Origin of the sequence: Pseudomonas asplenii (assembly GCF_900105475.1) — a bacterium.
Lineage (GTDB): Bacteria > Pseudomonadota > Gammaproteobacteria > Pseudomonadales > Pseudomonadaceae > Aquipseudomonas > Aquipseudomonas asplenii.
The window spans coordinates 1,102,055-1,122,624 of the sequence record NZ_LT629777.1 but is presented as its reverse complement, the minus strand read 5'-3'; the positions used below and the strand labels follow the sequence as shown (position 1 = coordinate 1,122,624).

General features: G+C 63.8%; 24 protein-coding genes. 3 read left to right on the top strand and 21 right to left on the bottom strand.

Annotation, left to right across the window (positions count from 1 at the left end):
• Window positions 1-13 precede the first annotated feature (13 nt).
• Genes BLU37_RS05080 through BLU37_RS04985 form a run of 20 tightly spaced genes read right to left on the bottom strand, consistent with a single transcriptional unit; the run spans window position 14 to window position 18,073 of the window.
• Window positions 14-1,240, bottom strand: a complete 1,227-nt coding sequence (locus BLU37_RS05080) for a beta-ketoacyl-ACP synthase (RefSeq protein WP_090202836.1) — start codon at window positions 1,238-1,240, stop codon at window positions 14-16.
• Window positions 1,240-1,968 carry a 3-oxoacyl-ACP reductase FabG gene (fabG, locus tag BLU37_RS05075; protein WP_090202833.1) on the bottom strand — a complete coding sequence of 243 codons (729 nt, stop codon included), beginning with the start codon at window positions 1,966-1,968 and terminating at the stop codon, window positions 1,240-1,242. The genes BLU37_RS05080 and fabG overlap by 1 nt, the downstream gene beginning before the upstream one ends.
• Window positions 1,961-2,425 carry an ApeP family dehydratase gene (locus tag BLU37_RS05070; protein WP_010453699.1) on the bottom strand — a complete coding sequence of 155 codons (465 nt, stop codon included), beginning with the start codon at window positions 2,423-2,425 and terminating at the stop codon, window positions 1,961-1,963. Before BLU37_RS05070 ends, fabG begins: the two co-directional genes overlap by 8 nt.
• A complete protein-coding gene (locus BLU37_RS05065; protein ID WP_090202830.1) occupies window positions 2,422-3,618 on the bottom strand; it encodes a beta-ketoacyl-[acyl-carrier-protein] synthase family protein in 1,197 nt (398 codons plus the stop codon). Before BLU37_RS05065 ends, BLU37_RS05070 begins: the two co-directional genes overlap by 4 nt.
• A complete protein-coding gene (locus tag BLU37_RS05060) occupies window positions 3,615-4,097 on the bottom strand; it encodes a hypothetical protein (protein WP_090202828.1) in 483 nt (160 codons plus the stop codon). The genes BLU37_RS05065 and BLU37_RS05060 overlap by 4 nt, the downstream gene beginning before the upstream one ends.
• Entirely contained in the window at window positions 4,094-4,828 is a 735-nt protein-coding gene (locus BLU37_RS05055) for a class I SAM-dependent methyltransferase (RefSeq protein WP_090202825.1), read from the bottom strand. The genes BLU37_RS05060 and BLU37_RS05055 overlap by 4 nt, the downstream gene beginning before the upstream one ends.
• Entirely contained in the window at window positions 4,825-6,072 is a 1,248-nt protein-coding gene (locus BLU37_RS05050) for an NAD(P)/FAD-dependent oxidoreductase (protein ID WP_172833002.1), read from the bottom strand. Before BLU37_RS05050 ends, BLU37_RS05055 begins: the two co-directional genes overlap by 4 nt.
• Entirely contained in the window at window positions 6,063-7,220 is a 1,158-nt protein-coding gene (locus BLU37_RS05045; RefSeq protein WP_090202819.1) for a cation:proton antiporter, read from the bottom strand. Before BLU37_RS05045 ends, BLU37_RS05050 begins: the two co-directional genes overlap by 10 nt.
• Entirely contained in the window at window positions 7,217-9,556 is a 2,340-nt protein-coding gene (locus tag BLU37_RS05040; RefSeq protein WP_090202816.1) for an MMPL family transporter, read from the bottom strand. The genes BLU37_RS05045 and BLU37_RS05040 overlap by 4 nt, the downstream gene beginning before the upstream one ends.
• Entirely contained in the window at window positions 9,540-10,244 is a 705-nt protein-coding gene (locus BLU37_RS05035) for an outer membrane lipoprotein carrier protein LolA (protein ID WP_090202814.1), read from the bottom strand. Before BLU37_RS05035 ends, BLU37_RS05040 begins: the two co-directional genes overlap by 17 nt.
• On the bottom strand, window positions 10,241-10,666 hold the full coding sequence (locus BLU37_RS05030) for an acyl-CoA thioesterase (protein WP_010453716.1): 426 nt from the start codon (window positions 10,664-10,666) through the stop codon (window positions 10,241-10,243). Before BLU37_RS05030 ends, BLU37_RS05035 begins: the two co-directional genes overlap by 4 nt.
• Complete coding sequence (locus BLU37_RS05025) at window positions 10,659-12,203, bottom strand: HAL/PAL/TAL family ammonia-lyase (protein WP_090202811.1); 1,545 nt, start codon at window positions 12,201-12,203, stop codon at window positions 10,659-10,661. Before BLU37_RS05025 ends, BLU37_RS05030 begins: the two co-directional genes overlap by 8 nt.
• The gene (locus BLU37_RS05020; RefSeq protein WP_010453719.1) at window positions 12,184-13,122 is read right to left on the bottom strand and encodes an LpxL/LpxP family acyltransferase; all 939 of its coding nucleotides are present in this window, start codon (window positions 13,120-13,122) and stop codon (window positions 12,184-12,186) included. The genes BLU37_RS05025 and BLU37_RS05020 overlap by 20 nt, the downstream gene beginning before the upstream one ends.
• Window positions 13,119-13,853, bottom strand: a complete 735-nt coding sequence (locus BLU37_RS05015; RefSeq protein ID WP_090202807.1) for a glycosyltransferase family 2 protein — start codon at window positions 13,851-13,853, stop codon at window positions 13,119-13,121. The genes BLU37_RS05020 and BLU37_RS05015 overlap by 4 nt, the downstream gene beginning before the upstream one ends.
• On the bottom strand, window positions 13,846-15,516 hold the full coding sequence (locus tag BLU37_RS05010) for an AMP-binding protein (protein WP_090202804.1): 1,671 nt from the start codon (window positions 15,514-15,516) through the stop codon (window positions 13,846-13,848). Before BLU37_RS05010 ends, BLU37_RS05015 begins: the two co-directional genes overlap by 8 nt.
• Entirely contained in the window at window positions 15,513-16,058 is a 546-nt protein-coding gene (locus BLU37_RS05005; RefSeq protein WP_090202801.1) for a COG4648 family protein, read from the bottom strand. The genes BLU37_RS05010 and BLU37_RS05005 overlap by 4 nt, the downstream gene beginning before the upstream one ends.
• A complete protein-coding gene (locus BLU37_RS05000) occupies window positions 16,055-16,309 on the bottom strand; it encodes an acyl carrier protein (protein WP_010453727.1) in 255 nt (84 codons plus the stop codon). The genes BLU37_RS05005 and BLU37_RS05000 overlap by 4 nt, the downstream gene beginning before the upstream one ends.
• Before the next feature lie 9 nt (window positions 16,310-16,318).
• Entirely contained in the window at window positions 16,319-16,591 is a 273-nt protein-coding gene (locus tag BLU37_RS04995; RefSeq protein WP_010453729.1) for a phosphopantetheine-binding protein, read from the bottom strand.
• The gene (locus BLU37_RS04990) at window positions 16,560-17,378 is read right to left on the bottom strand and encodes a lysophospholipid acyltransferase family protein (protein ID WP_090202798.1); all 819 of its coding nucleotides are present in this window, start codon (window positions 17,376-17,378) and stop codon (window positions 16,560-16,562) included. Before BLU37_RS04990 ends, BLU37_RS04995 begins: the two co-directional genes overlap by 32 nt.
• Window positions 17,354-18,073, bottom strand: coding sequence for a beta-ketoacyl synthase chain length factor (locus BLU37_RS04985; RefSeq protein WP_010453733.1), 720 nt, complete (start codon window positions 18,071-18,073; stop codon window positions 17,354-17,356). The genes BLU37_RS04990 and BLU37_RS04985 overlap by 25 nt, the downstream gene beginning before the upstream one ends.
• Before the next feature lie 365 nt (window positions 18,074-18,438).
• Between BLU37_RS04985 and BLU37_RS04980 the strand changes: the two genes are divergently transcribed.
• The gene (locus BLU37_RS04980; protein ID WP_010453735.1) at window positions 18,439-19,212 is read left to right on the top strand and encodes a ParA family protein; all 774 of its coding nucleotides are present in this window, start codon (window positions 18,439-18,441) and stop codon (window positions 19,210-19,212) included.
• Here the strand turns inward: BLU37_RS04980 and trxC are convergent.
• On the bottom strand, window positions 19,209-19,649 hold the full coding sequence (gene trxC / locus BLU37_RS04975; RefSeq protein WP_090202794.1) for a thioredoxin TrxC: 441 nt from the start codon (window positions 19,647-19,649) through the stop codon (window positions 19,209-19,211). The two genes, BLU37_RS04980 and trxC, sit on opposite strands and share 4 nt — an antisense overlap.
• A 226-nt stretch (window positions 19,650-19,875) precedes the next feature.
• Here trxC and BLU37_RS04970 point away from each other — a divergent pair, with 226 nt between their 5' ends.
• The gene (locus BLU37_RS04970) at window positions 19,876-20,172 is read left to right on the top strand and encodes a type II toxin-antitoxin system HigB family toxin (protein ID WP_090202791.1); all 297 of its coding nucleotides are present in this window, start codon (window positions 19,876-19,878) and stop codon (window positions 20,170-20,172) included.
• Window positions 20,169-20,570 (top strand): helix-turn-helix domain-containing protein, encoded by a 402-nt coding sequence (locus tag BLU37_RS04965; RefSeq protein WP_090202788.1) that lies wholly within the window; start codon window positions 20,169-20,171, stop codon window positions 20,568-20,570. Before BLU37_RS04970 ends, BLU37_RS04965 begins: the two co-directional genes overlap by 4 nt.

Here is a 20,570-nt window from a genome sequence, read left to right as displayed (position 1 = left end):
CCAGTAGGGCAAATCAGGACCAGCGACGGAACACCAGCGAGGTGTTCACACCACCGAAGGCGAAGTTGTTGTTCATCACATACTCGTTGCTCATCTGCCGGAATTCGCCGCGCAGGTAGTCCAGATCCGCGCATTGCGGGTCGATCTGGTCGAGGTTGAGGGTTGGCACGTAGCGGTCGCGGTTCATCATCTCGATGCTGAACCAGGACTCCAGCGCGCCACAGGCGCCCAGGGTGTGGCCGAAGAAACTCTTCTGCGAACTGATCGGCATGCGGCTGCCGAACAGGCTTTGGGTCGCCAGGGTTTCGGCGATGTCGCCTTGTTCGGTGGCGGTGCCGTGGCCATTCACATAGCCGATGGCCTCGGGCGCCAGGCCCGCGTCCTCGAGTGCCAGTTCCATGGCTCGGCGCATGGTCGTCTGTTCCGGGCGGGTCGCATGCTGGCCATCGGCATTGCTGCCGAAACCGACAATTTCCGCGTGGATATGCGCGCCACGGGCCAGAGCGTGTTCAAGCTCCTCAAGCACCAGCATGCCGGCGCCTTCGCCGATCACCAGACCATCGCGGCCACTGTCGTAGGGGCGTGGGCTGGTGTGCGGGGCATCGTTTTTCAGGCTGGTGGCGTAGAGCGCATCGAACACCATGGCTTCGGTGGGGCACAGTTCTTCCGCGCCGCCGGCCAGCATCATCGGCAAGCGACCGAACTTGATTGCCTCGTAGGCATAGCCGATGCCCTGGCTGCCGCTGGTGCAGGCGCTGGAGGTGGGGATCAGGCGCCCGGTCAGGCCGAAGAAGATGCTGATGTTGGCCGCGGTGGTGTGGGGCATCATGCGCACGTAGGAGTTGGCATTCAGCCCCTCGGCCACCGAGTTGATCAGCATCATGCCGAAAGCCTTGATCTCGTCGGTGCTGCCGGTGGACGAACCACAGGCCACGCCCATGCGCCCGTCGCGGATGATTTCGTTACCCAGCAGGCCGGCGTCGGCCAGGGCCATTTCGGCAGCGCCAACGGAAAACCGCGAGACCCGGCCCATGCTGCGCAGTTGCTTGCGGGTCCAGTGGGCGGGCACCACATAGTCATCGATGGGGCCGGCCAGACGGGTGTTCAGCTCGGTGAAACGGTTCCATTCGTCCATGCGCCGGATGCCGCTGCGGTTGGCGCGGAAGTTGGCTTCGATACTGTTCCAGTCGCTGCCCAGCGAGGTGATGCCGGCCATGCCGGTGACGACGACGCGCTTCATCAGCACAGGCCTCCGTTGACGGCCAGAACCTGCCGGGTGATATAGGCCGCTTCGGCGGACATCAGAAAGTTCACCGCACCGGCGACTTCTTCCGGGGTGCCCATGCGCTGTGCGGGGATCATTTTCAGCAGTTCTTCCACCGGGACGTTTTCGTCGAGCATGGCCGTGTCGATCAGCCCCGGGGCCACGCAGTTGACGGTGATCTTGCGCTTGCCCAGCTCGATCGCCAGGGCCTTGGCCGCGCCGATCAGGCCGGCCTTCGAGGCGCTGTAGTTGACCTGGCCACGGTTACCGATCAGCCCGGATACCGAGGTGATGCACACCACTCGCCCCGGCGCGCGGCGGCGGATCATCGGCATCATCAGCGGATGCAACACATTGTAGAAACCATCGAGGTTGGTGCGCAGCACCTGGTCCCAGTCGTCGTCCGAGAGGGCCGGGAAGGCACCGTCGCGGGTCAGCCCGGCGTTGAGCACCACACCGTAGTAGGCACCGTGGGTCTCGACGTCGGCTTCGAGAATCGTCCGGCAGGCTTCCCGCTCGGACACGTCGAATTGCAGCACCCGGGCGTTGCGGCCCAGTGCCTGGATCTCGGTTTGCACCGCGTCGGCTTCGGCCCGGCCACTGCGACAGTGCAGTACCAGGTCATACCCGGCCTGGGCCAGGCGCAGGGCGATAGCACGGCCGATGCCACGGCTGGAGCCGGTAACCAGAATGGATTCAGTCATGGCTGGATTCCTGTGATTCGTTGAGATAAGCGGCGGCCTGGGGCGGACGGAACACGTTCAGGCGAGCCGAGGCCTGGATCGACGGACCGCTCAGGTGGCATTCGAATACCCCCATGCCGTTGTCGTCTTCCAGGGAGCGTTTGGCGTGGATGGTCAGCTCGGTGCCTTGCGCAAAATGTTCGACGTTGCATTCGAACTTGCGGGTACCGAGCAGGAACCCCAGCTCCACCGGCCGGCCTTCGTTGCGGGCGCGGCAGCCGGCGTAGGCGGCCACGCTCTGGGCCATCAGCTCGATGCCGAGCCAGGCTGGCAGGCTGCCGTCTTCGCGGTTGAACAGGCCGCCGGGACGTACGGTGAGACGGGTCTGGATCTGCTCTTCATCGAAGGACAGGACCTGATCGATCAGTATCATGTCACCCGCGTGGGGGAGCAATTCGGCGAGCGGCCAATCGATCATGGGGCGTCTCCGATAATCAGGCTGACGTTGTTGCCGCCGAAGGCAAACGAATTGCTCATCAGGCGACGTGGGGGCTTGGGGGCGAGCCGGTCATCCGGCCCGGCCCAGTGCAGCGCCGGCAACGCCGGGTCGGGCTGGCCGTCCCAAAGGTGCGGCGGCAGGTTGCCATGGGGGTTTTCGGCGCTCAGGCTCAACCAGCAGAACGCCGCCTCCAGCGCCCCGGCAGCGCCGAGGGTATGGCCGGTCATGGGCTTGGTCGAGGAGCAGGGCAGATGGGCCGGGAACAGGCCCGCCACTGCCACGCTCTCCATGGCATCGTTGTGCTGGGTCGCAGTGCCGTGCAGGTTCAGATAGTCAATCTGCGCAGGTTGCAGACCCGCCTGGCGCAGGGCCTTGCTCATGGCCTGGGTGGCACCCTTGCCGCCGGGCTCCGGTGCGGAAATATGGTAGGCATCGCAACTGGCGCCGGAGCCGAGCAAGGCGATCGGCTGTGCATCACCGGCCTTGCGTGTCATCAGGAACAGCACGGCAGCCTCGCCGATGTTGATGCCGTTGCGGTTCACCGAGAACGGGTTGCAGCGTTGTTCGGAGACCGCTTCCAGTGAGCTGAAGCCGTTGAGGGTCAGTTTGCACAGGCTGTCGACCCCACCGCACAACACCGCATCGCACAGGCCCAGGTCGAGCAGGCGCTGGGCGCTCATCAGGGCGCGGGCGCTGGAGGTGCAGGCGGTGGAAATCACGTAGGCCGGGCCATCCAGTTGTAGCCAGTCGGCCAGGAAGCTGGCCGGGGCTCCGAGTTCCTGTTGCCGATAGTCGTACTCGGCGGGGAACTGCTGGTCGCGCAGATAAGCGGCGATACCACGACTGGCTTCGTCGATGCCCGAGGTGCTGGTACCCAGGACGATGCCGATGCGTTGGCGACCATAGGTGTCGATGGCCTGCCGGATCGGCTCGGCGATCTGCAGGGTCGCTTCCATCAGCAACTGGTTGTTGCGGCTGTGCTGGGTGCTCAGTTCGTCTGGCAAGGCCACCAGTTCTCCGCGTACCGCCGCGACCGGCAGCGCCCGTTCCGGGACCCATCCGGCTTCGGCGCGAACGCCCGAGCAGTCGCCGGCGAACAGCTTGCGCGCGACTTCCTGCTTGTCGCGACCCAGGGCGCAGACCAGTCCGAGGGCGTTCAGGTAGGCGGTCATGGCGCGCTCTCGTTCAACGGGCTGATGTTGTAATGCAGGCCTTGCGGCAGGTCGAGACGGAAAAACAGCGGCTGGCGATAGCTGACGTGCCACTGTTCGCCCAGTTCCCGTTGCCCGGCTTGCTGATGTGCCGTGGGGTAGTTGCCCGCCAACTCGGCCTGCGGCGTCAATGCGAAGAGCAGGGCGGCGAACAGTTCGCGGGCCTGTGGGTTGGGGGGCAGCAGGCCGTCGGCACGCCAATCGCCGTTTTGCAGAAGCTGGCGTGCCAGCGGGATGCCCAACGGGTCCATCAACGACCAGCGCAAGCCATCGGCTTCGCGCTGGATCACCAGCAGCCAGTCCTGGCGTACGCCATCTTGCTCGCGCTCGACCAGCAATTGCAGGGGCAGGGCCAGGGTCGGGGTGTGCACGGGCAGCGGCAGGCGGCTGGCGCAGGCGCCCAGCAGCAGGAAGCAGCCCAGCAACAGTGCTCGTATCATTCGCTGTGACCTGCCAGGGGTTTGCGGGCGACCACGTTGATCAGGGTCTCTTCCCGCTGGCCGACTGGCGGCGGGTTTTTCAGGCGCAGGCGTTCAAGCAGGCCGAAGTCCTTGGCGCGGCTCCACCACAGGTAGGGATAGGAGACATTCTGTGCTTCGAACTCGAAGCCCTGGTCGCGAATCATCTCCAGGTACTGCCCGGCGCTTTTCTGTACGTGCATCGGGTGGCGGAACAGCCAGCGGATCACCCAGGTGTCGATATAGGCCTCGGTGGATTCGGCGAACAGCAGGTAGCCGCCGGGCTTGAGCACCCGGTAGAACTCGGCCAGGGCCCGGTCTTGCTGGACCAGGTGATGGAAGGTCTGGTGACAGAACAGGAGATCGACACTCTCGGAGGCGACGTCCAGGGTCGCGCAATCGCTACCGATCAGTTCTATATCGATATGGCGCCGCTGCGCTTCTTCGGCGGCCAGTTCCAGGCTGTGCGGGTCGGCATCGAGGCCGATCAGTCGCTCTGGCGCGAACACCTGCTGCAGGTACTGGAAGGATTTTCCCTGGCCGCAGCCGGCATCGAGCAGCACCGGGTTTTTCGGCAACTCTGTGCTGAACAGGCGGCGCAGATCGTTGACCGCCACACGTAGCACGTGGTGTTGCCAGGCATGGCTGCGCAGGAACCAGAGGCCGAAGCGGGTTTCTTCGACGTACGTATCGCTCAGGTATTGATTGCTCATTGCGGTGTGCTCGCACAGATTTCCGAGAGCATTCGCAGGCGACGCTTGGGCTCACTGACAAAGGGGTTGCGCTCGTCCCAGGCATAGCCGGCGAGGATCGAGCTGATCATGGCGCGGATATCTTGTGAACTGCCGGGATGGTAGATCACATCCTGGAAGGTCCCGGCGTACCAGCCTTCGACGTAGCAGCGGAAGGTGTCGACACCACGCTTCAGCGGTTCGGCGAACTGGCTCTGCCAGTCGACGCTTTCACCCTGCAACTGCCGGTGCAGCAGGCCTGCGGCCATACTGGCCGAACGCATGGCGATGGTCACGCCGGAGGAGAACACCGGGTCGAGGAACTCCGCTGCGTTACCGAGCAGGGCGTAACCTGGACCGTGCAGACTTTTGACGTTGGCCGAGTAGCCACCGATGGCTCGGGCCGGGGTGTCCCACACGGCGTTTGCCAGGACGTTTTGCAGGCTCGGGGTTTCGGCAACGAAATCCTTCAGGCAGACATCCAGGTCCTCACTGCGCCCGGCGAAATGGCTGGCGTCGGCGACCACGCCGAGGGAACAGCGGCCATTGCTGAACGGGATGGTCCAGAACCAGATGTCGCGGTTTTCCGGATGGGTGGTGATAAGGATCTTTTCGCGATCGAAAGCAGGGTGGTCAATACGATCCTCGATGTGGGTGAACACCGCCTGGCGCACCGGGAAACCCGACGGTGCCTCCAGGTCCAGCAGGCGCGGTAGCACGCGGCCGTAGCCGCTGGCGTCGAGGACGAAGCGGGCTTGGAGCGGGTACTCGCTGCCGTCTTCGCGACGGACCTGCAACTGCGGCTGCGAGCGTGCGAAATCGGCGGCGACGATTTCCTCGCCGTAACGGATTTCCACGCCTTGCAGGGCGGCCTGGTCGGCCAGCAGCTTGTCGAACTCGGCACGCTGGACCTGGAAGGTGGTGGGCTTGCCATTGCTGAAGGTCTTGCCGAAGTCGAAGGCGCTGTAGCGCTCGCCCCAGGCGAAGGCCGCACCGTTTTTCAACTGGAAGCCCGCGGCGTTGACGGCGTCGAGCATCCCGGCTTCCTCGACGAAATCCAGGCAGTGGGACAGCAGACTTTCACCGATGGAAAAACGCGGGAAGTGCTGGCGCTCGACGATCAGCACGTCATGGCCCTTGCGCTTGAGCAGGGCGGCGGCAATCGCACCGGAAGGACCGGCGCCTATCACCAGTACTTCACGGCGTTCCATTTCAGTCATTGGCACACGGGCTCCTTGCCGGTCTCGGCGCTATTCAAAGGGATTCGATGCAGGCCCGCCAACGCCGGCAGCAGGGTGGCGAGCAGGCCCATCAGCATCAGCGCGAAGTACAGCGCCGGGCTGATCAACTGTTGTTGCAGCAGCAGGTTGAGGAAGACGATTTCGCTCAAACCACGAATGTTGAGCAGCAGGCTTTCCTTCCAGCGGCTGGCGCCGGGGAACGAGCGGCCGGCCCAACCCAGGCCCAGCCAGTTGCCCAGCAGCTTGCTGGCGACCGGTATCACCAGCAGCGCGATGAACTGCACCAGGCTCAGGCTGCTCAGGGCGCTGTTCACGTTGATCTGCACGATGCCGAAGGTGAGGATCAAGGGAATCGCCAGGCCGGTCTGCAGACGGTTCATCCACGCGGTTTTTAACGGCGGCACCAGCGCTACCTTGAGCCAGGCCATGCAGGACAGGTAGCCGATACCGAAGATCAGCGCGTTGAGCTTGTAGTGCTCGGCTACCACCAGCAGGCCGAAGAAGCTCAGGCTATAAGCCAGTGGTCGGCGTATCCGGCAGGCATAAAAGAGCAGGGGCAGTAACGCTCCAGACAATGGCAGCACCAGGCTGCTCAGGTGCAGGCTGCCCTGGGCCAGGCCGAACACGGTCCAGCAGGCCAGGTCGATCAGGATCGCGGTCTGTACCAGGCGCCGGGTGGCGGCGAGTGGATAACCGATATGCTTGAGGTAGAGGTACAGCACCGGGATCGCGGTGATGGCGAATACCAGTCCGATGGCCAGGGCGTTCAGCCAGTGCTGTTCCGGCAGCACCCAGGCGGCGCAGGCCAACCCGCAGACGAATGGAATGCAGAAGCTCGGCAGGGCGATCTTCAGGCTTTCGCGATCCATCTTCAGTTCGATCACGTCGCTGAGGATATTCCCCAGCACCAGCGCGAAAGCGAAACCATAGAGCGTCTTCAGCCATTCGGGTGCGATCAGTGCGGCGCCGCTCAATTGCCAGTGCGGTTCGATCCAGAACAGCATCAGCAGCGGCAGACCGAAGGTCGCCAGCAGCAACTGGCTGACGATCGGCACCAGGCCGAACTGTCGGCCGATACGGGTCGCCACGGCGAAAGCGACCAGTACCATGGCCCAGAACAGCAGGACCATCATGATACGGGCTCCTTGTCCCTGGATGCCTGGGATTGGTCTGCGGCCCAAGGTGCGAGGAGGAAACTGAAGGCCAGGCCGAGGCTGACCGACAGACCGAAATTGCTCACCGCCGGTGTGCTGGAAATTGCCAGCAGACCGAACGACAGCCAGGTGGTCAGTGCGGCCAGCAGGGTGCCAAGCAGACTGACGGCGGCGCCGCCGATCCGTTCACGCATCAGGATCGCGTAGTCGACGCTGATGGCTGTGACCAGCAACAGCCCGAACAGGCTGAACAGGGTCAGCGGTTGGCCCAGCCAGCCAAGGCTGGCCAGGCTGCACAATGCCGCCAGCAGTGGCAGGGCGACGATGCGCAAGGCCCCGCCAAGGCCGAACGGCAGGATCAGCAACAGGACGATCAGCACGCAGGAGGCGAGCTTCAGTTCCGCCGCGCTGATCTGCGTGGCGGCGAACACCTTGTTCAGGTCGCCGAGACGATCCACCAGTTGCACGCCTGGCAGGTCCATTGCCTGGACGCGCAGCAACTCTGCATTGTTCAGGCCCTGGAGGCTGACCATACCGGCGACGCCGTCAGCGGAGGGGCCGAGCCAGAGCCCGCGCCACGCTTCACCCAGGGGGCCGGCGAGGGCGCTGTCGATATCTTCGATCGGCAGGGCCTGGAGTTCGGCCAACTCCTTTTGCAAGGCCGCCAGCGGTACGCCGAGGTCGAGCAGCGGTTGCCAGTAGTGCGGCAGTTGCTGGAGCGAATCACGCAGGCGCTGTTGTTCGCTGGGCAGGCTGACCAGTTGGTTCAGCGACAGGAAACCTTGCAGCTTGTTCAGGTTCACCAGTTGTTCGAGGCGGCTGCCCAGTGCGCTTTGGCGCTCCAGCAACTGCTGCTGGTCGGCGGCGCGAACCAGGAAAAACTGGCTGGTCGGCTGATAGCCGGTGATCCGTGCAATTGCCTGGGCCTCGGCCTGCAACTGCGGCGGCGCGCCGACCCACTGGCGGATATCGTTCTTGCTATTCAGTTGCCACAGGCCCCCGGCGCAGAACAGCATCAACAGGCCCAGCAGCAACGGGCTGGCGATCTTTTGCAGCAGTTTTTCGCGCAGTGCCAGCAACGCTTCGCAGACCTTGAGCGGCCATTGGGCCGGGCGCAGATCGGCGCCCTTGAGCAGCGCTGGCAACAGGCATACGGCGCTCAGGTAGGCGCCGAGCAGGCCGGCGGCGGAGAACACGGCGATCTGGGTCAGCGCCGGGAACGGCGTCCAGGCCAGCGCCAGGTAACCGATGCAACTGGTGGCCAGGCTCAGGCTGAGACCGGACAAGGTCAGACGCAGGGCTGGCCAACTGTGCCAGGGTTTGAGGCTCCAGCTCTTGGACAGGTAGTGCAGCGGGTAATCCACCGCCACACCGATCAGGCTGGAACCGAGCACCAGCGTCATCACGTGCATATGGCCGAAGAACGCCACGCAGGCCACGGCGCCGAACAGCATGCCGACCAGTACCGGCACGAATGCCAGCAACGCGCGCCAGCGGCGGAATGCCAGCAGCAATAACAGGAGAATGCCCAGGGTGGCACCACCGCCGACCCAGGTGATTTCCCGGGTGGCCTGTTGCTGGCCGTTGGCGGCGTATAGCAGGCCGCTGGCGGCCAGCAGTTGTACATGGGCCTGGCTCGCCTGCTCGCGGCTCTGTTTGAGCAGTTCGGCCACTTGCAGCGGCAGCTTCATGTCGAAGGCGTTGCCGGTGGTGCGGGCGCGCAGCAGCACCCAGCTCTTGCCGTCGGCATCGGCCACCAGGGCGCCGCTGCCGATGTCCAGTTGCACCGCGCCGCGCTTCGGCTGGCTGTTCTGGATGCGCCCGGTGAGGCCGAGCCAGTCGTCCTGGCTCGGCACCAGGCTGAAACCGGCGAATGGATCGAACAGCGTTTGTACCCGCTGCTGGATGTACGCCGCCGGGTCATCGATCAACTGTTGGCGATCTTTCGCCGAGAGCATCGCCAGGCGGCCCAGCAGCAGTTGTTGGCGCAGGGCGGGCAAGTCGGCCTGCAGATCCCACTGGACCTTTTCGAACAATCCGCTGGCCTGCCAGCGCTCACCCAACTGGCGGGCCATGGCGATGGCTTGCTGCCGATCGGCCTGACCGACCAGCACCAGGATTTCCCGGTTCAGCGGTTCCTGCATGCGCTGTTCTGCCTTGAGGTCCAGGGCATCGGGCGATGAGCCCGGCACCAGTTCCATCAGGTTCGCCGACAGCGGCGCGCCATGCCGCCATTGCCAGCCCGCGAGGGCGAGCACCGCCAGCAGCAGGATCAGGAACAGGCGCGGCAGCAGGCGTTCACTCGGCAAAGTCATGCTGCTCCGCATCACTCAGGGGCTGGTTCGCGGTGCTGTCCAGCATGCGCAGGACGGTGCTGTCACCCTGGGTTTCGAGCAGTTCGATGCGTTGTACCAACGCGCCGCCATCGATGTTGATGCGGGTGAAGATCTGCTTGAGCAGCACCGAACGTGGCGTCAGGGTCAGCTTCCAGTCGTTGGCCTCGCCTTGCAGTTGCAGTTCGAAGTCCCGTTGCAGGCCACTGCTGTCGCCTTGCAGCACGGCGATGAACAGGCGGTTCTGCTCGGCCCCGGCGCTCTTGTTCGGGACCATCTGCCAGCCGCTGGCGTCGCGCCGGGCGATGCCCTTGGCGGTGATGCGGTAGTCCTGTTGCAGCGGGGTCTTGAGCAGCCAGAGCAGGCCGTGGTCCTTGGCGAGGACAAAAGTACCCTTGCTGGTCAGCGGCTGTGGCAGGGCCCGCAGGTGTTTTTCCTGGATGAAACCGCCGTGGATCACTGACGGTTTGGCCAACTGCTCGCTCAACTGTTGCAGGTCGAAGGCCGCTGCCTTCCCCGAAAGGCCCAAGCACAACACTAGCAGCAGGCCACGCAGCCCCCCTGTAGGAGCCGGCTTGCTGGCGATGAGGCCCTTGAGCCTTGCAGCGATCTTGCGGACGCTATCGCCAGCAAGCCGGCTCCCACAGAGACCGTGTTTCAAGATATTCATGCAAGCACCTTTTCGACGGCGTCGACGAAGACCTTTGGCGAAGCCAGCTGCATCTCGTGGCTTGCGATGTTCACCGCGACCTGCACCGTGCTGGCACGGGTCAGGCGTTCGCCGCTGGCGAGGTCGGTGATCAGGTAGTTCACCTTCAAGCGGTTTTCCCACTCCACCAGGTTGGCCCGGACGTTGATCCTCTGGCCGAACACCGCACCGCGCACATAACGCAGCTGCAGGTCGATCACCGGCCAGGCATAGCCGGATTCACGCATCTGCACATAGTTATGGCCGATATGGTCCAGCAGCGCGCAACGGGCCACTTCCAGGTACTTCACGTAGTGGCCATGCCAGACCACGTGCAGGGTGTCGACGTCGAAGAACGGTACGAGGATCTCCGTATCGACATGCAGTACGCCACGGCTACGCATGCAGCCTCCAGTGTTGTTCAGCGATACGTTGCAGGCACAGGCGCAGTTCGCTTTCCAAGGCGCGATCCTCGATCAGGGGTGGGAAGTCCCGGGCCAGTTCTTCCTGCATGACAGCCAGTGCCGGCGGCAAGGTCCGGGCATCGGCTTCCCGGCTACGCAACCAGACACCCTGGTTGGCGGCCAGCAGGGTGGCGGCGGCGACCTGCTCGGTCAGCTCCAGCACGCGGATTGCGTCGCGGGCGGCGATAGTGCCCATGCTGACCTTATCCTGGTTGTGGCATTCGGTTGAACGGGAAAACACGCTCGCCGGCATGGTGTTTTTCAGTGCCTCGGCGGTCCAGGCGCTGGCACCGATCTGCACGGCCTTGAAGCCGTGGTTGAGCATGGCGCGCTCGCTGCTGGAACCGGACAGGTTGCTGGGCAGGCCGTGGTTGTAGCGTACGTCCACCAGCAGCGCGAGCTGGCGGTCCAGCAGGTCGGCGACGTTCGCTACCAGGTTTTTCAGGCTGTCCATGGCGAAGGCGATATGCCCGCCGTAGAAGTGCCCGCCATGCAGGACGCGCTCTTCCTCGGCGTCGATGATCGGGTTGTCGTTGGCGCTGTTCAGCTCGGTCTCGATGAAGCCGCGCAGCCAGCCCAGGCTGTCGGCCAGCACGCCGAGCACATGCGGCGCGCAGCGCAACGAGTAGCGATCCTGCAGGCGATGCAGTGGCGCCGTCGGCGCATCGATAGCCAGGTCCTGGCGGAGCCAGACAGCGACCTGCATCTGCCCCGGGTGCGGCTTGGCGGCGAACAGGCGCTCATCGAAGTGTTCCGGGTTGCCCTGCAAGGCAACGACGTTCAGCGCGGTGATACGGGTCGCCAGGCGCAGCAGGTAGTCGGCGCGGGCGAAGGCCAGGCAGGCCAGGCCGGTCATCACCGCGGTGCCATTCATCAGCGCCAGGGCTTCCTTGGGCCGCAGGACCAGCGGGTCCCAGCCCAGTTCGCGGTGTACGTCGCTGGCCTGGCGGCGCTCGCCACGGAACAACACCTCGCGCTCGCCAGACAAGGTCGCGGCCACGTAGGACAACGGCGTCAGGTCGCCACTGGCGCCCACCGAGCCCTCTTCGGGAATCAGCGGCAGGATGTCCTGGTCGAGAAACGCCTGCAGGCGCTCCAGCAGTTCCACGCGCACCCCGGAAACCCCGTGGCACAGCGACTGCAAGCGGGCGGCGAGCACGGCGCGGGTGGCCTGCGGGTCGAGCAGCTTGCCCAGGCCGCAACCGTGGAAGGTGTAGAGATGACGTGGCAGCGCCTCGACATGCTGCAGCGGCACCGCGACCACGCAGGAGTCGCCGTAGCCGGTGGTGACGCCATAGATCACGCCTTCCTTGTCCAGCAGCGAATCAAGGAACTGCGCGCCCTTGGCGATGCGCTGGCGATAGGCCGGGTCGTTTTGCAGTTGTGTCGGCACCTGACGGTTGGCCAGGGCCAGCACGTCTTCGATGCGCAGCGGGAGTTCGCCGAAGGTTACCGGCTCAAGCGGATGCGTCGTCATCGGTCTTCCAGAAAGGGTAGAAGTTGAACCATTGTTGGGGCGCTTGCAGGCAGTACTGGCCCAGGCGTTCGGCATAGCGGGCGGTCCAGTGGGCGATGACCTGCTCGCGGTCGCCGCGCTTCCATTGCACCGCTTCGGTGAAGGGCTCGAGGGTGACGTGGTAGCGGCCTTGCAGCTTCAGGCAGAACAGCAGGTTGACCGGGCATTTCAGCAGCCCGGCCAGCAACCAGGGCCCTTGCGGGAACGCCGCTGCGTGGCCGAGGAAATCCACCCGTACGTTACGCCCGCCATGCAGCGGCACCCGGTCGCCGGCGATCGCCAGCCATTCGCCACGATCCAGGCGCTGGCTCAGTTGCAGCATGATCGCCGGGTCCAGCTCGCTGACCTGAATCAGTCGCAGGTTGGTCGCGCCGGCCTCGCCCAACAGGCGATTGAACCGTTCGGCGTGCTTGGTGTGCACCAGCACGTTCATGGTGACCTTTTCGCCCAGCTCGGCCAGGGCGCGGCAGACTTCCAGGTTGCCCAGGTGGGCGCCCACCAGCATCTGCCCGCGTTCGCCGCGCAGTTGATCGCGCAGCAGGGCCGGGTCGATGATCTTGATCTGGTCGATGCTCAGCTTGCCGTTCCAGACGTCGAGCTTGTCCAGCAGGGCATCGGCGAAGGCCATGAACTGACGGAAGACTTTCATCCGCGTCGGCAGCAGGGCGTCCTGCCCGCTCCATGCCGCCAGCCGCTGCTGATATTGCCAGGCGCTTTGTCGGGCGCTGCGGCCGAACAGGAAGAAGTACAGGACGATGCCGTGCAACACCGGGCTGAGCACTCGCCGACCGAGCACGCGGACGCCAAAGGCGGTGAGTTTCATCAGCCAGAAACTGCCGCGCTCCTGATGGTCGGCCCAGTGTTTGTGCGAATCGCTCATGCTCGCCACCGTCGCCAGAGAATGCTTGGCAGGCGCAGCAACATGCCGAAGAACAGCCGGGTGTGCATGCCGGAAATCAACGCGTTGTCGTGGAACAGGCGGAAGTGTGACAAGCCGTCCTGCGGATAATGCACCCGGGTCGGCAGCCAGCGCATGGGCTGGTTGCGCCAGGACAGGCGCACGAGAATTTCCGGGTCGAAGTCCATGCGCTTGCCGATTCGTGCGCTGTCGATCAGTGCCAGCACCGGTGGCAGCGGGTAGACCCGGAAACCGCACATGGAGTCGGGGATCTGCAGCGACAGGCTGTTGATCCACACCCACACGTGAGTCAGGTAGCGGGCGTAGAGGCGGCCCTTGGGCACGCTTTCATCGTATTGCGGGTAGCCGCAGATCAAGGCTTCGGGATGGCTACGGGAGGCGTCGAGGAAGGTCGCCACATCCTGCAGGTCGTGCTGACCATCGGCGTCCACCTGCAGGGCATGGCTGAAGCCGCGCCGCGAAGCCTCGCGCAGGCCGGCCATGACCGCACCGCCCTTGCCCTGGTTGACCGGCAGCTTGACCAGGAAGATGTTCTCGCCTTCGGCCAACTGTTCCAGCACCGCGGCGCAGGCCGGGCTGCTGGCATCGTCCACCAGCACGCAGGGCAGACCGGCCGCCTGCAATGCCTCGACCACTGCCGGTACGGCGGTTTCGTGGTTGTATACCGGAATCACCGCACAGGGCTTATGCATGCGCGGGCTCCAGCACGATGCGTCCACTGGAACAGGCTGCCTCGCCGTTGCGGAAGGCAAAATAGAGTTTGCTGCGCTCCTGGTCGAAGCGCAGGCTCAGTTCAATCCGGTCGCCCGGGCGGACCAGTTGCTGGAACTTCAGCACTTCCATACCAGCGAATTTCTCCGGCAGTTCAAGCCGCTCGCGGCCCAGTTCAAGCGCCCAGTCCACCTGCACCACGCCAGGCAGCACCGGCGTGACCGGGAAGTGTCCGCTGAAGTAGGCCAGGTCCGGTGGGACGGCCAGTTGCAGCAGCCATTCGCCGTCGGTCTCGCGTTGTTCCAGCACTTGTGGTGCTTTCGGCCGCGGGGCCTGCAACAGTGCCTGAACCTCGGCCTGTGGCAGCTTGCCCTGGGCGTTGAACGGCAACTGCTGCAGCAAACGCCAGCGCCGTGGCAAGGCCATGGCTTCGCAGTGCTTGAGCAGGTGTTGGCGCAGGGCTTCGGTCAGTGCGCGTCGGCCCTGGTTGCGCAGGGTATGCAGGCCCTGGCCGGAAAGCACCAGCAAGGCGCCGAGGTAGGCGCGGTTTTCCTGCACCACCCCCAGCCGCGCTTCGGCGACCCAGGGATGTTCCTGCAAGGCCTGTTCGAGCATCGGCAGGGAAATGCGTTTCTCTTCCAGCTTGACGATGCGATCGAGTCGGCCGAGCAGTTCGAAGCGGCCATCGGCCTCGAAGCGTGCCGCATCTGCGGTTTGCTCGACGTGGCCAACTGGCAGATAGGGCGAAGCGACCTGCAAGGCGCCGTCGGCATCCTGAGTCAGTTGCACCTCGGCGAACGGACGCCACAGCCGGTCGCCCTGGCGCCAGGCGATACCGCCGGTTTCCGAGCTGCCGAGGATTTCCGTCGGCCATTGTCCCAAGCGCTGCTGCAGGCTGCTGGCGGCTTCTTCCGGCAGTGCGCCGCCCGAGGAGAACACCCGACGTACTGCGCTCAGCGCCGGCCAGTCGAGGTTGTCACCCATGCGCTTGAGCAGCGCCGGGCTCGCGACCCAGGCGAACTGCGGGTGCTCCCGGCTGCTGCGCTGCAGGTCTTCGGAGAACGCCAGTTGCCGGCGTACGAAGGTACGCCCGGCGCACAGCGGCCACAGCACGCGGAACAGCAGGCCATAGATATGCTGGGCTGCAACGCTGCCGATGATGCACGCCTGACCGAGGTCGGCGCCCCACAACTGTTCCAGCGCGAGCACTTCGTTGGCCAACTGGCGCAGGCTCTTTTCGATGAGCTTGGGCTCGCCGCTGGAGCCGGAAGTGCACAGGCTCAGGCGGCATTGTTCGAGATCGAGCGCCGCCGGGGCCAGGGGCGCGGCAGGCAGGTCGTCGAGGTCGGCACTGGCGGTCAGCCAGAGGTCGACCTGTTGCGCCCAGCGTTGGCGGGTCTGGTCCTGCAGATCGGGCAGCAGCAGAACGGCCACGCCGGCACGCCAGGCAGCGAGCAGGGCGATTGCCAGTTCTGCGGCATCCTCCAGGTGCAGCGCCAGGCATTGCACGTTCCGCGCGCGCAGTCCTGCGGCCAGGCTCAGGACGCGCTGGCACAACTGAGCGTGGTCCAATGGTGGATCGATGGTCACGACACGCCCAGCGTGCGACTTGAGCAGCAGTTGCTCAAGGTTTATCCAATTCATGCTCGGCCTCTTACGTGTTGTCGTATCAGCCATTCAATGGCAAACAGCAGACCCATCAAGCCGTAGGCAATCAGGCCGTTGTACAACGTCCACCAGCTCAGCGGTGCCCAGAGGGTCAGGGCGGCGGCGAGCAGGCCGTTACAGAGAAAAAACAGACTCCAGGCCTGGGTTACCCGGCGTGTGTAGCGAATCGCCACTTGCGGCAGTTCCGGCTCGCTCAGCCGTGCCAGCCGTTCGACCACCGGCGGGCCGAATTTCAGGCTCAGCCCGAACAGCCCAAGCATGAAACTGCTGATCAGCACCGGATACCAGCGCAGCAGCGCCGGGCTGTTCAGCCAGCCCAGCAAGCAGCAGAAGGCGATGGCGCATAGCGCCATCCACAAACTGCCGGGCTTGCGTTCGCGGCTCAAGGCACGGGCCAGCCACAGGCTGCCGAGCAACAGCCCGAACTGCCAGGGGGCGAAATGCTCCATGCCGAAATACACCGCGAAGGGGTACAGCAGGCCCGCCAGCAGCAGGCCCAGGCCGATCAGTCGGCTCATGCGGCCGGCTGGACCAGCCGGAACACGGCCTCGACCACGTCATTGACGGTGCGTACCGATTTGAATTCCTCGGCGGCGATCTTCTTGCCGGTCTGGCGCTTGATGTGGTCGATCAGGTCCACGGCATCGATGCTGTCGATTTCCAGGTCCTGGTACAGGTTGCTGTCCAGGGTGACGCGCTCGGGTTCGAGTTCGAACAGTTCGACCAGGGCATCGCGCAGGGTATTGAAGATGTCTTCACGGGTTTGCATGGTGGTGTCTCACGCTGCCTGTTTTGCCGTGACGAAAGCCGCAAGGCTGGCCACGCTGGAAAAATGATCACGGGTGTCCTTGGCGTCGGCGTCGATCTTGATGCCATAACGCTTCTGGATCGCCAGGCCGAGTTCGAGGGCGTCTACCGAGTCCAGGCCCAGGCCTTCGCCGAACAGCGTTTGCTCGTTGCCAATGTCCTGGGCACTGATGTCTTCGAGGCCGAGGGCGTCGATGATCAGCTCCTTGATTTCAAGGTGCAGGGCGCTTGTTGGATCGCTCATCTGTGGCGAGCTCCTTAATGAAGTAATGGTGCAGAAAATCGTTGAGCTTGCGCGAAGCCTGGGGCGCGGGGCCCTGGCTGGCGAAGGTCTGTGGGTCTATATCGGCCCCGACACGAAAACTGAAGTGTACCCGGCGGCTGGGGATGCGATACCAGGGTTCGGCCTTGGTCAGGGTGGTGGGGCTGACCTCGATCACCACCGGGGTGATGATTCTCGCACCGCGCAGGGCGATTGCGGCGGCGCCGCGATGAAAGGCCGGCGCCGTGCCGGGCGAGGTGCGGGTGCCCTCGGGGAAAATGATCAGGGTCTGGCCGTCCTGCAGCGCCCCGACGGCGGCATCGAGCATGTCCATGCTGCCGTCGTTGCTGATGTATTCGGTGGTCCGTACCGGCCCGCGGGTGAACGGGTTCTGCCACAGGCTGCGCTTGACCACGCAGTTGGTGTTGCGCACCAGCCCGATCAGGAACACCACGTCGATCAGCGACGGGTGGTTGGCGATGATCATCTGGCCCGGGCGCCCGAGTTTTTCCGTGCCTTCGACCGAGTAGGTCAGTACGCCACTGCGGGCCATGAACCGGATGAACAGCCAGAACAGCCGGCTCACCGTCCGTCGGGCGCGTTCGCGCTGGCGCTGTGCGTCGCCGGGCAGGCAGGCGAGCAGGGGGAAGATCACCAGGCGTAGGCACAGCCCGCCGAGGCCGAACAGGGCAAAACTGATGGCAGTGGCCAGCAGGCGCCAGTAATAGGCATCGCGCAGTCTGGTCATGCTCGACGTTGCCAGTTCCATGCGCGGGTCTTCCAGGTGTGTTGGCAGGCGGTGTGTGGCCCGAGCAGGGTGCGTACCAGGTTCAGGGCATGGGGCCATTCGGTCCGGGTGCCGTGATCTGCGCAGCGCGCGAGGGACAGTTGCCAGTCATCACCCGGCGTCAGTAACAGGCCGACGGCGTAGGGGAAGGGCACGTCGTCGATCCAGCGGCTATAGGCTTCGGGCGGCTGCTCTTCGGTGATCACCAGCAGCACTGCCGGCGCGCCTTCGGCCAACAGCGCGGCGGCTTCGAGCATGCCATGTTCGAGACCGTCGCCATTGGCGGCCAGGGCGGTCATTTCGCTGGTTTCACCGCGCATGATCGACCACAGGCCGATAATGGCGTTGTGCACCGAGAGGCTGAACTGGGTGGGCGAAAGAGGCTGGTCGGCGGCCAGGTCGCTGAGTATTTCCAGGGTCCGCGGGGTTTCGCCGTGACGGGAGATGAACACCAGCGGCAAGGCCTCGTGCCCGTGGGCCAGCGGCCAACCGACGCTGAACGCCATGCGCGCCAGACGACTGAGGCGACGGCGCTGCATGGCGGGCAGAAACGACACATCGGGAGCCGCATCGCTCGGTGCGAGAACCGTCGGCTGGTTGCTCCACGTCTGCCAGTCGGACACGCTTTCCAGGCCCGGGGCCCAGGCGCGCCATTGAGCGATATTGAAGTTGATCACTGAACATCTTCCCGCCCCTGCGGGCTTCCTTGAAACGCTGCGGCAGGATCGCTGAGAGCGATACCCACCGTGGCGTGGCGCTGTGGCCAAGTGGCGCGCATTATCCCGGTGTGACGGGCTTGTAGCAAACAATTGGCTACAATTTGCACGATAAAAATGACAGGCAGGCAAACGGATGCATGTCACATAGCCATTATTCATGTTTTCGTCGATATATCTGTCGGTCATTTCCTCGGCTTGAATTGAATCTTCCTTCGTTTTTCGAGTTATCGGTGATCGCGAGGTAGTTCTTGTCTCTTCGAGGTGGCAAAGCGGCGGCCAAGCCCTCTACACTCGATCATTCATTGATACGCGGAGGTCTTGTCATGCGGCGTGTGGTGTTCAATCAGAAAGGTGGGGTCGGCAAGTCGAGCATTGCCTGCAACCTGGCGGCGGTCAGCGCCAGCGAGGGCTATCGGACCCTGTTGGTGGACCTCGATGCCCAGGCCAACTCCACGCAGTACCTGACCGGTCTCACCGGGGCGGACATCCCCATGGGCATCGCCGACTTCTTCAAGCAGACCCTGTCGTCAGGGCCGTTTTCGAAGAAGAACCAGGTGGATATCTATGAGACGCCCTTCGACAACCTGCATGTGATCACCGCCACCGCCGAGTTGGCCGATCTGCAGCCAAAGCTTGAGGCCAAGCACAAGATCAACAAGCTGCGAAAGCTCCTCGAAGAACTGGCCGAGGATTACGATCGGATTTACCTGGATACTCCGCCCGCCTTGAACTTCTATGCAGTTTCAGCGTTGATCGCTGCTGATCGCGTTCTGATTCCCTTTGACTGCGACAGTTTTTCGCGTCAGGCACTGTACGGCCTGCTGGCGGAAATCGAAGAATTGAAGGAAGACCACAACGAAGATCTGCAAGTGGAGGGGATCGTGGTCAACCAGTTCCAGGCCAGGGCCAGCCTGCCGCAGCAGATGCTCGACGGCCTGATCGCCGATGGGCTGCCGGTGCTACCGGTGTACCTGGCCAGTTCGGTGAAGATGCGCGAGTCCCATGAGGCCAACAAACCGCTGATTCATTTCGACCCGCGCCACAAGCTGACCCTGCAGTTCGTCGAGCTGCACAACCTGCTGGAAGATAACGCTTAAACGGCAATACCCTGGCTACGTAGCCAGGCCAGCAATTGCGGCAATGGAAACGCCCCGCTCTGACGCGCGACTTCCCGGCCATCCCTGAACAGGATCAGGCTGGGAATCGAGCGAATCCCCAGTTGTGCCGACAACTGCTGATTGGCCTCGCTGTCGAGCTTGGCCAGACGGCATTTGCCTGCCAGTTGCTTTGCGGCCTGCTCGAACACCGGTGCAAAGAATTTGCACGGCCCGCACCAATCCGCCCAGACATCCAGCAGCAACGGCAGGTCGCCCTTGATCTGGCTGGCGTAGTCGCCCTGGTTCAACTCGAAAGGTTTGTTCAACACCACTTCGCTCTTGCAGCGCCCGCATTTCGGCTGATCGCCGAGGCGTTCGGCGGGCAGGCGGTTGAGGCCGTTGCAGTGGGGGCAGGGGACGAGTAGAGGTTCGGACATGGGGATGGGCTCCGCGCAATTTGGCCAATGTTGTTGATTTGGAGGCTGTAGCGCGCTTTATCAAGGTGCTGCGCCGATGTCGCATGTCCTCACATTTTCAAGTGATGAGTCTGAGGTTGAGCGCCTAGCCTGAAAAGGCGCGCCGTCGGTCAGGTTGCTCAATAGCAAATTGCGATAATTTGAAACGATGGCTAATCTCCATAGCAAGATGCGATAAGGATGTTGCATGCGTGTGATTACCGAGAAGCGGATCCGGGAGGCCAAGGCGAAATGGCCTGCGGCTGCCAGTGCATTGGATGCCTGGTGCCGGCGGATCAAGGGGAGCAGTCCGGGAAATTTTTCGGCGCTCAAGGCGATATTCCCGGCCACAGACAAGGTTGGCAGTCTGCATGTGTTTGATATCGGTGGTAACAAGCTGCGCCTGATCGCGGGAGTGCATTACGCTGCCCAGCAGTTGTACATCAAGCATGTGCTGGACCACCGCGAATATGACAAGGGTAAATGGAAGGAGACATGTGGATGAGTGCTGTCATCAAGCAGGCTTCCGAGCACTGGCCGTTTGTAGAGCCACTGCTGCGCAAACCAAAAAACGAGGCTGATTACGATGCCCTGGTCGCGGCGCTCGACGAGTTGCTGGGTATCGTCGGTGAAGACGAATCGAACCCGCTCATGAGTTTGGTGAATATCATCAGTGACTACATCGAGGCTTATGACAAGGAGCACTGGCCAATGCCCGTAGCCAGCGGGGCCGAGGTGTTACGAGAGATGATGCGTGAGCATGGCCTGACCCAGAGCGACCTGCCTGGAGTGGGGCCGCAGTCGGTGGTTTCCGAGATTCTCAGCGGCAAGCGCCAGCTCAACCTGCGCCAGATTCGCTGGCTGGCTGAACGCTTCGGGGTGCGGGAGCAGATTTTTATCTAA

Coding starts and splice junctions, on each gene's coding strand:
- BLU37_RS05080 (WP_090202836.1), bottom strand. CDS start 1,240: ATGAAGCGCGTCGTCGTCACCGGCATGGCCGGCATCACCTCGCTGGGC.
- fabG (WP_090202833.1), bottom strand. CDS start 1,968: ATGACTGAATCCATTCTGGTTACCGGCTCCAGCCGTGGCATCGGCCGT.
- BLU37_RS05070 (WP_010453699.1), bottom strand. CDS start 2,425: ATGATCGATTGGCCGCTCGCCGAATTGCTCCCCCACGCGGGTGACATG.
- BLU37_RS05065 (WP_090202830.1), bottom strand. CDS start 3,618: ATGACCGCCTACCTGAACGCCCTCGGACTGGTCTGCGCCCTGGGTCGC.
- BLU37_RS05060 (WP_090202828.1), bottom strand. CDS start 4,097: ATGATACGAGCACTGTTGCTGGGCTGCTTCCTGCTGCTGGGCGCCTGC.
- BLU37_RS05055 (WP_090202825.1), bottom strand. CDS start 4,828: ATGAGCAATCAATACCTGAGCGATACGTACGTCGAAGAAACCCGCTTC.
- BLU37_RS05045 (WP_090202819.1), bottom strand. CDS start 7,220: ATGATGGTCCTGCTGTTCTGGGCCATGGTACTGGTCGCTTTCGCCGTG.
- BLU37_RS05040 (WP_090202816.1), bottom strand. CDS start 9,556: ATGACTTTGCCGAGTGAACGCCTGCTGCCGCGCCTGTTCCTGATCCTG.
- BLU37_RS05035 (WP_090202814.1), bottom strand. CDS start 10,244: ATGAATATCTTGAAACACGGTCTCTGTGGGAGCCGGCTTGCTGGCGAT.
- BLU37_RS05030 (WP_010453716.1), bottom strand. CDS start 10,666: ATGCGTAGCCGTGGCGTACTGCATGTCGATACGGAGATCCTCGTACCG.
- BLU37_RS05025 (WP_090202811.1), bottom strand. CDS start 12,203: ATGACGACGCATCCGCTTGAGCCGGTAACCTTCGGCGAACTCCCGCTG.
- BLU37_RS05020 (WP_010453719.1), bottom strand. CDS start 13,122: ATGAGCGATTCGCACAAACACTGGGCCGACCATCAGGAGCGCGGCAGT.
- BLU37_RS05015 (WP_090202807.1), bottom strand. CDS start 13,853: ATGCATAAGCCCTGTGCGGTGATTCCGGTATACAACCACGAAACCGCC.
- BLU37_RS05010 (WP_090202804.1), bottom strand. CDS start 15,516: ATGAATTGGATAAACCTTGAGCAACTGCTGCTCAAGTCGCACGCTGGG.
- BLU37_RS05005 (WP_090202801.1), bottom strand. CDS start 16,058: ATGAGCCGACTGATCGGCCTGGGCCTGCTGCTGGCGGGCCTGCTGTAC.
- BLU37_RS05000 (WP_010453727.1), bottom strand. CDS start 16,309: ATGCAAACCCGTGAAGACATCTTCAATACCCTGCGCGATGCCCTGGTC.
- BLU37_RS04995 (WP_010453729.1), bottom strand. CDS start 16,591: ATGAGCGATCCAACAAGCGCCCTGCACCTTGAAATCAAGGAGCTGATC.
- BLU37_RS04990 (WP_090202798.1), bottom strand. CDS start 17,378: ATGGAACTGGCAACGTCGAGCATGACCAGACTGCGCGATGCCTATTAC.
- BLU37_RS04980 (WP_010453735.1), top strand. CDS start 18,439: ATGCGGCGTGTGGTGTTCAATCAGAAAGGTGGGGTCGGCAAGTCGAGC.
- trxC (WP_090202794.1), bottom strand. CDS start 19,649: ATGTCCGAACCTCTACTCGTCCCCTGCCCCCACTGCAACGGCCTCAAC.
- BLU37_RS04970 (WP_090202791.1), top strand. CDS start 19,876: ATGCGTGTGATTACCGAGAAGCGGATCCGGGAGGCCAAGGCGAAATGG.
- BLU37_RS04965 (WP_090202788.1), top strand. CDS start 20,169: ATGAGTGCTGTCATCAAGCAGGCTTCCGAGCACTGGCCGTTTGTAGAG.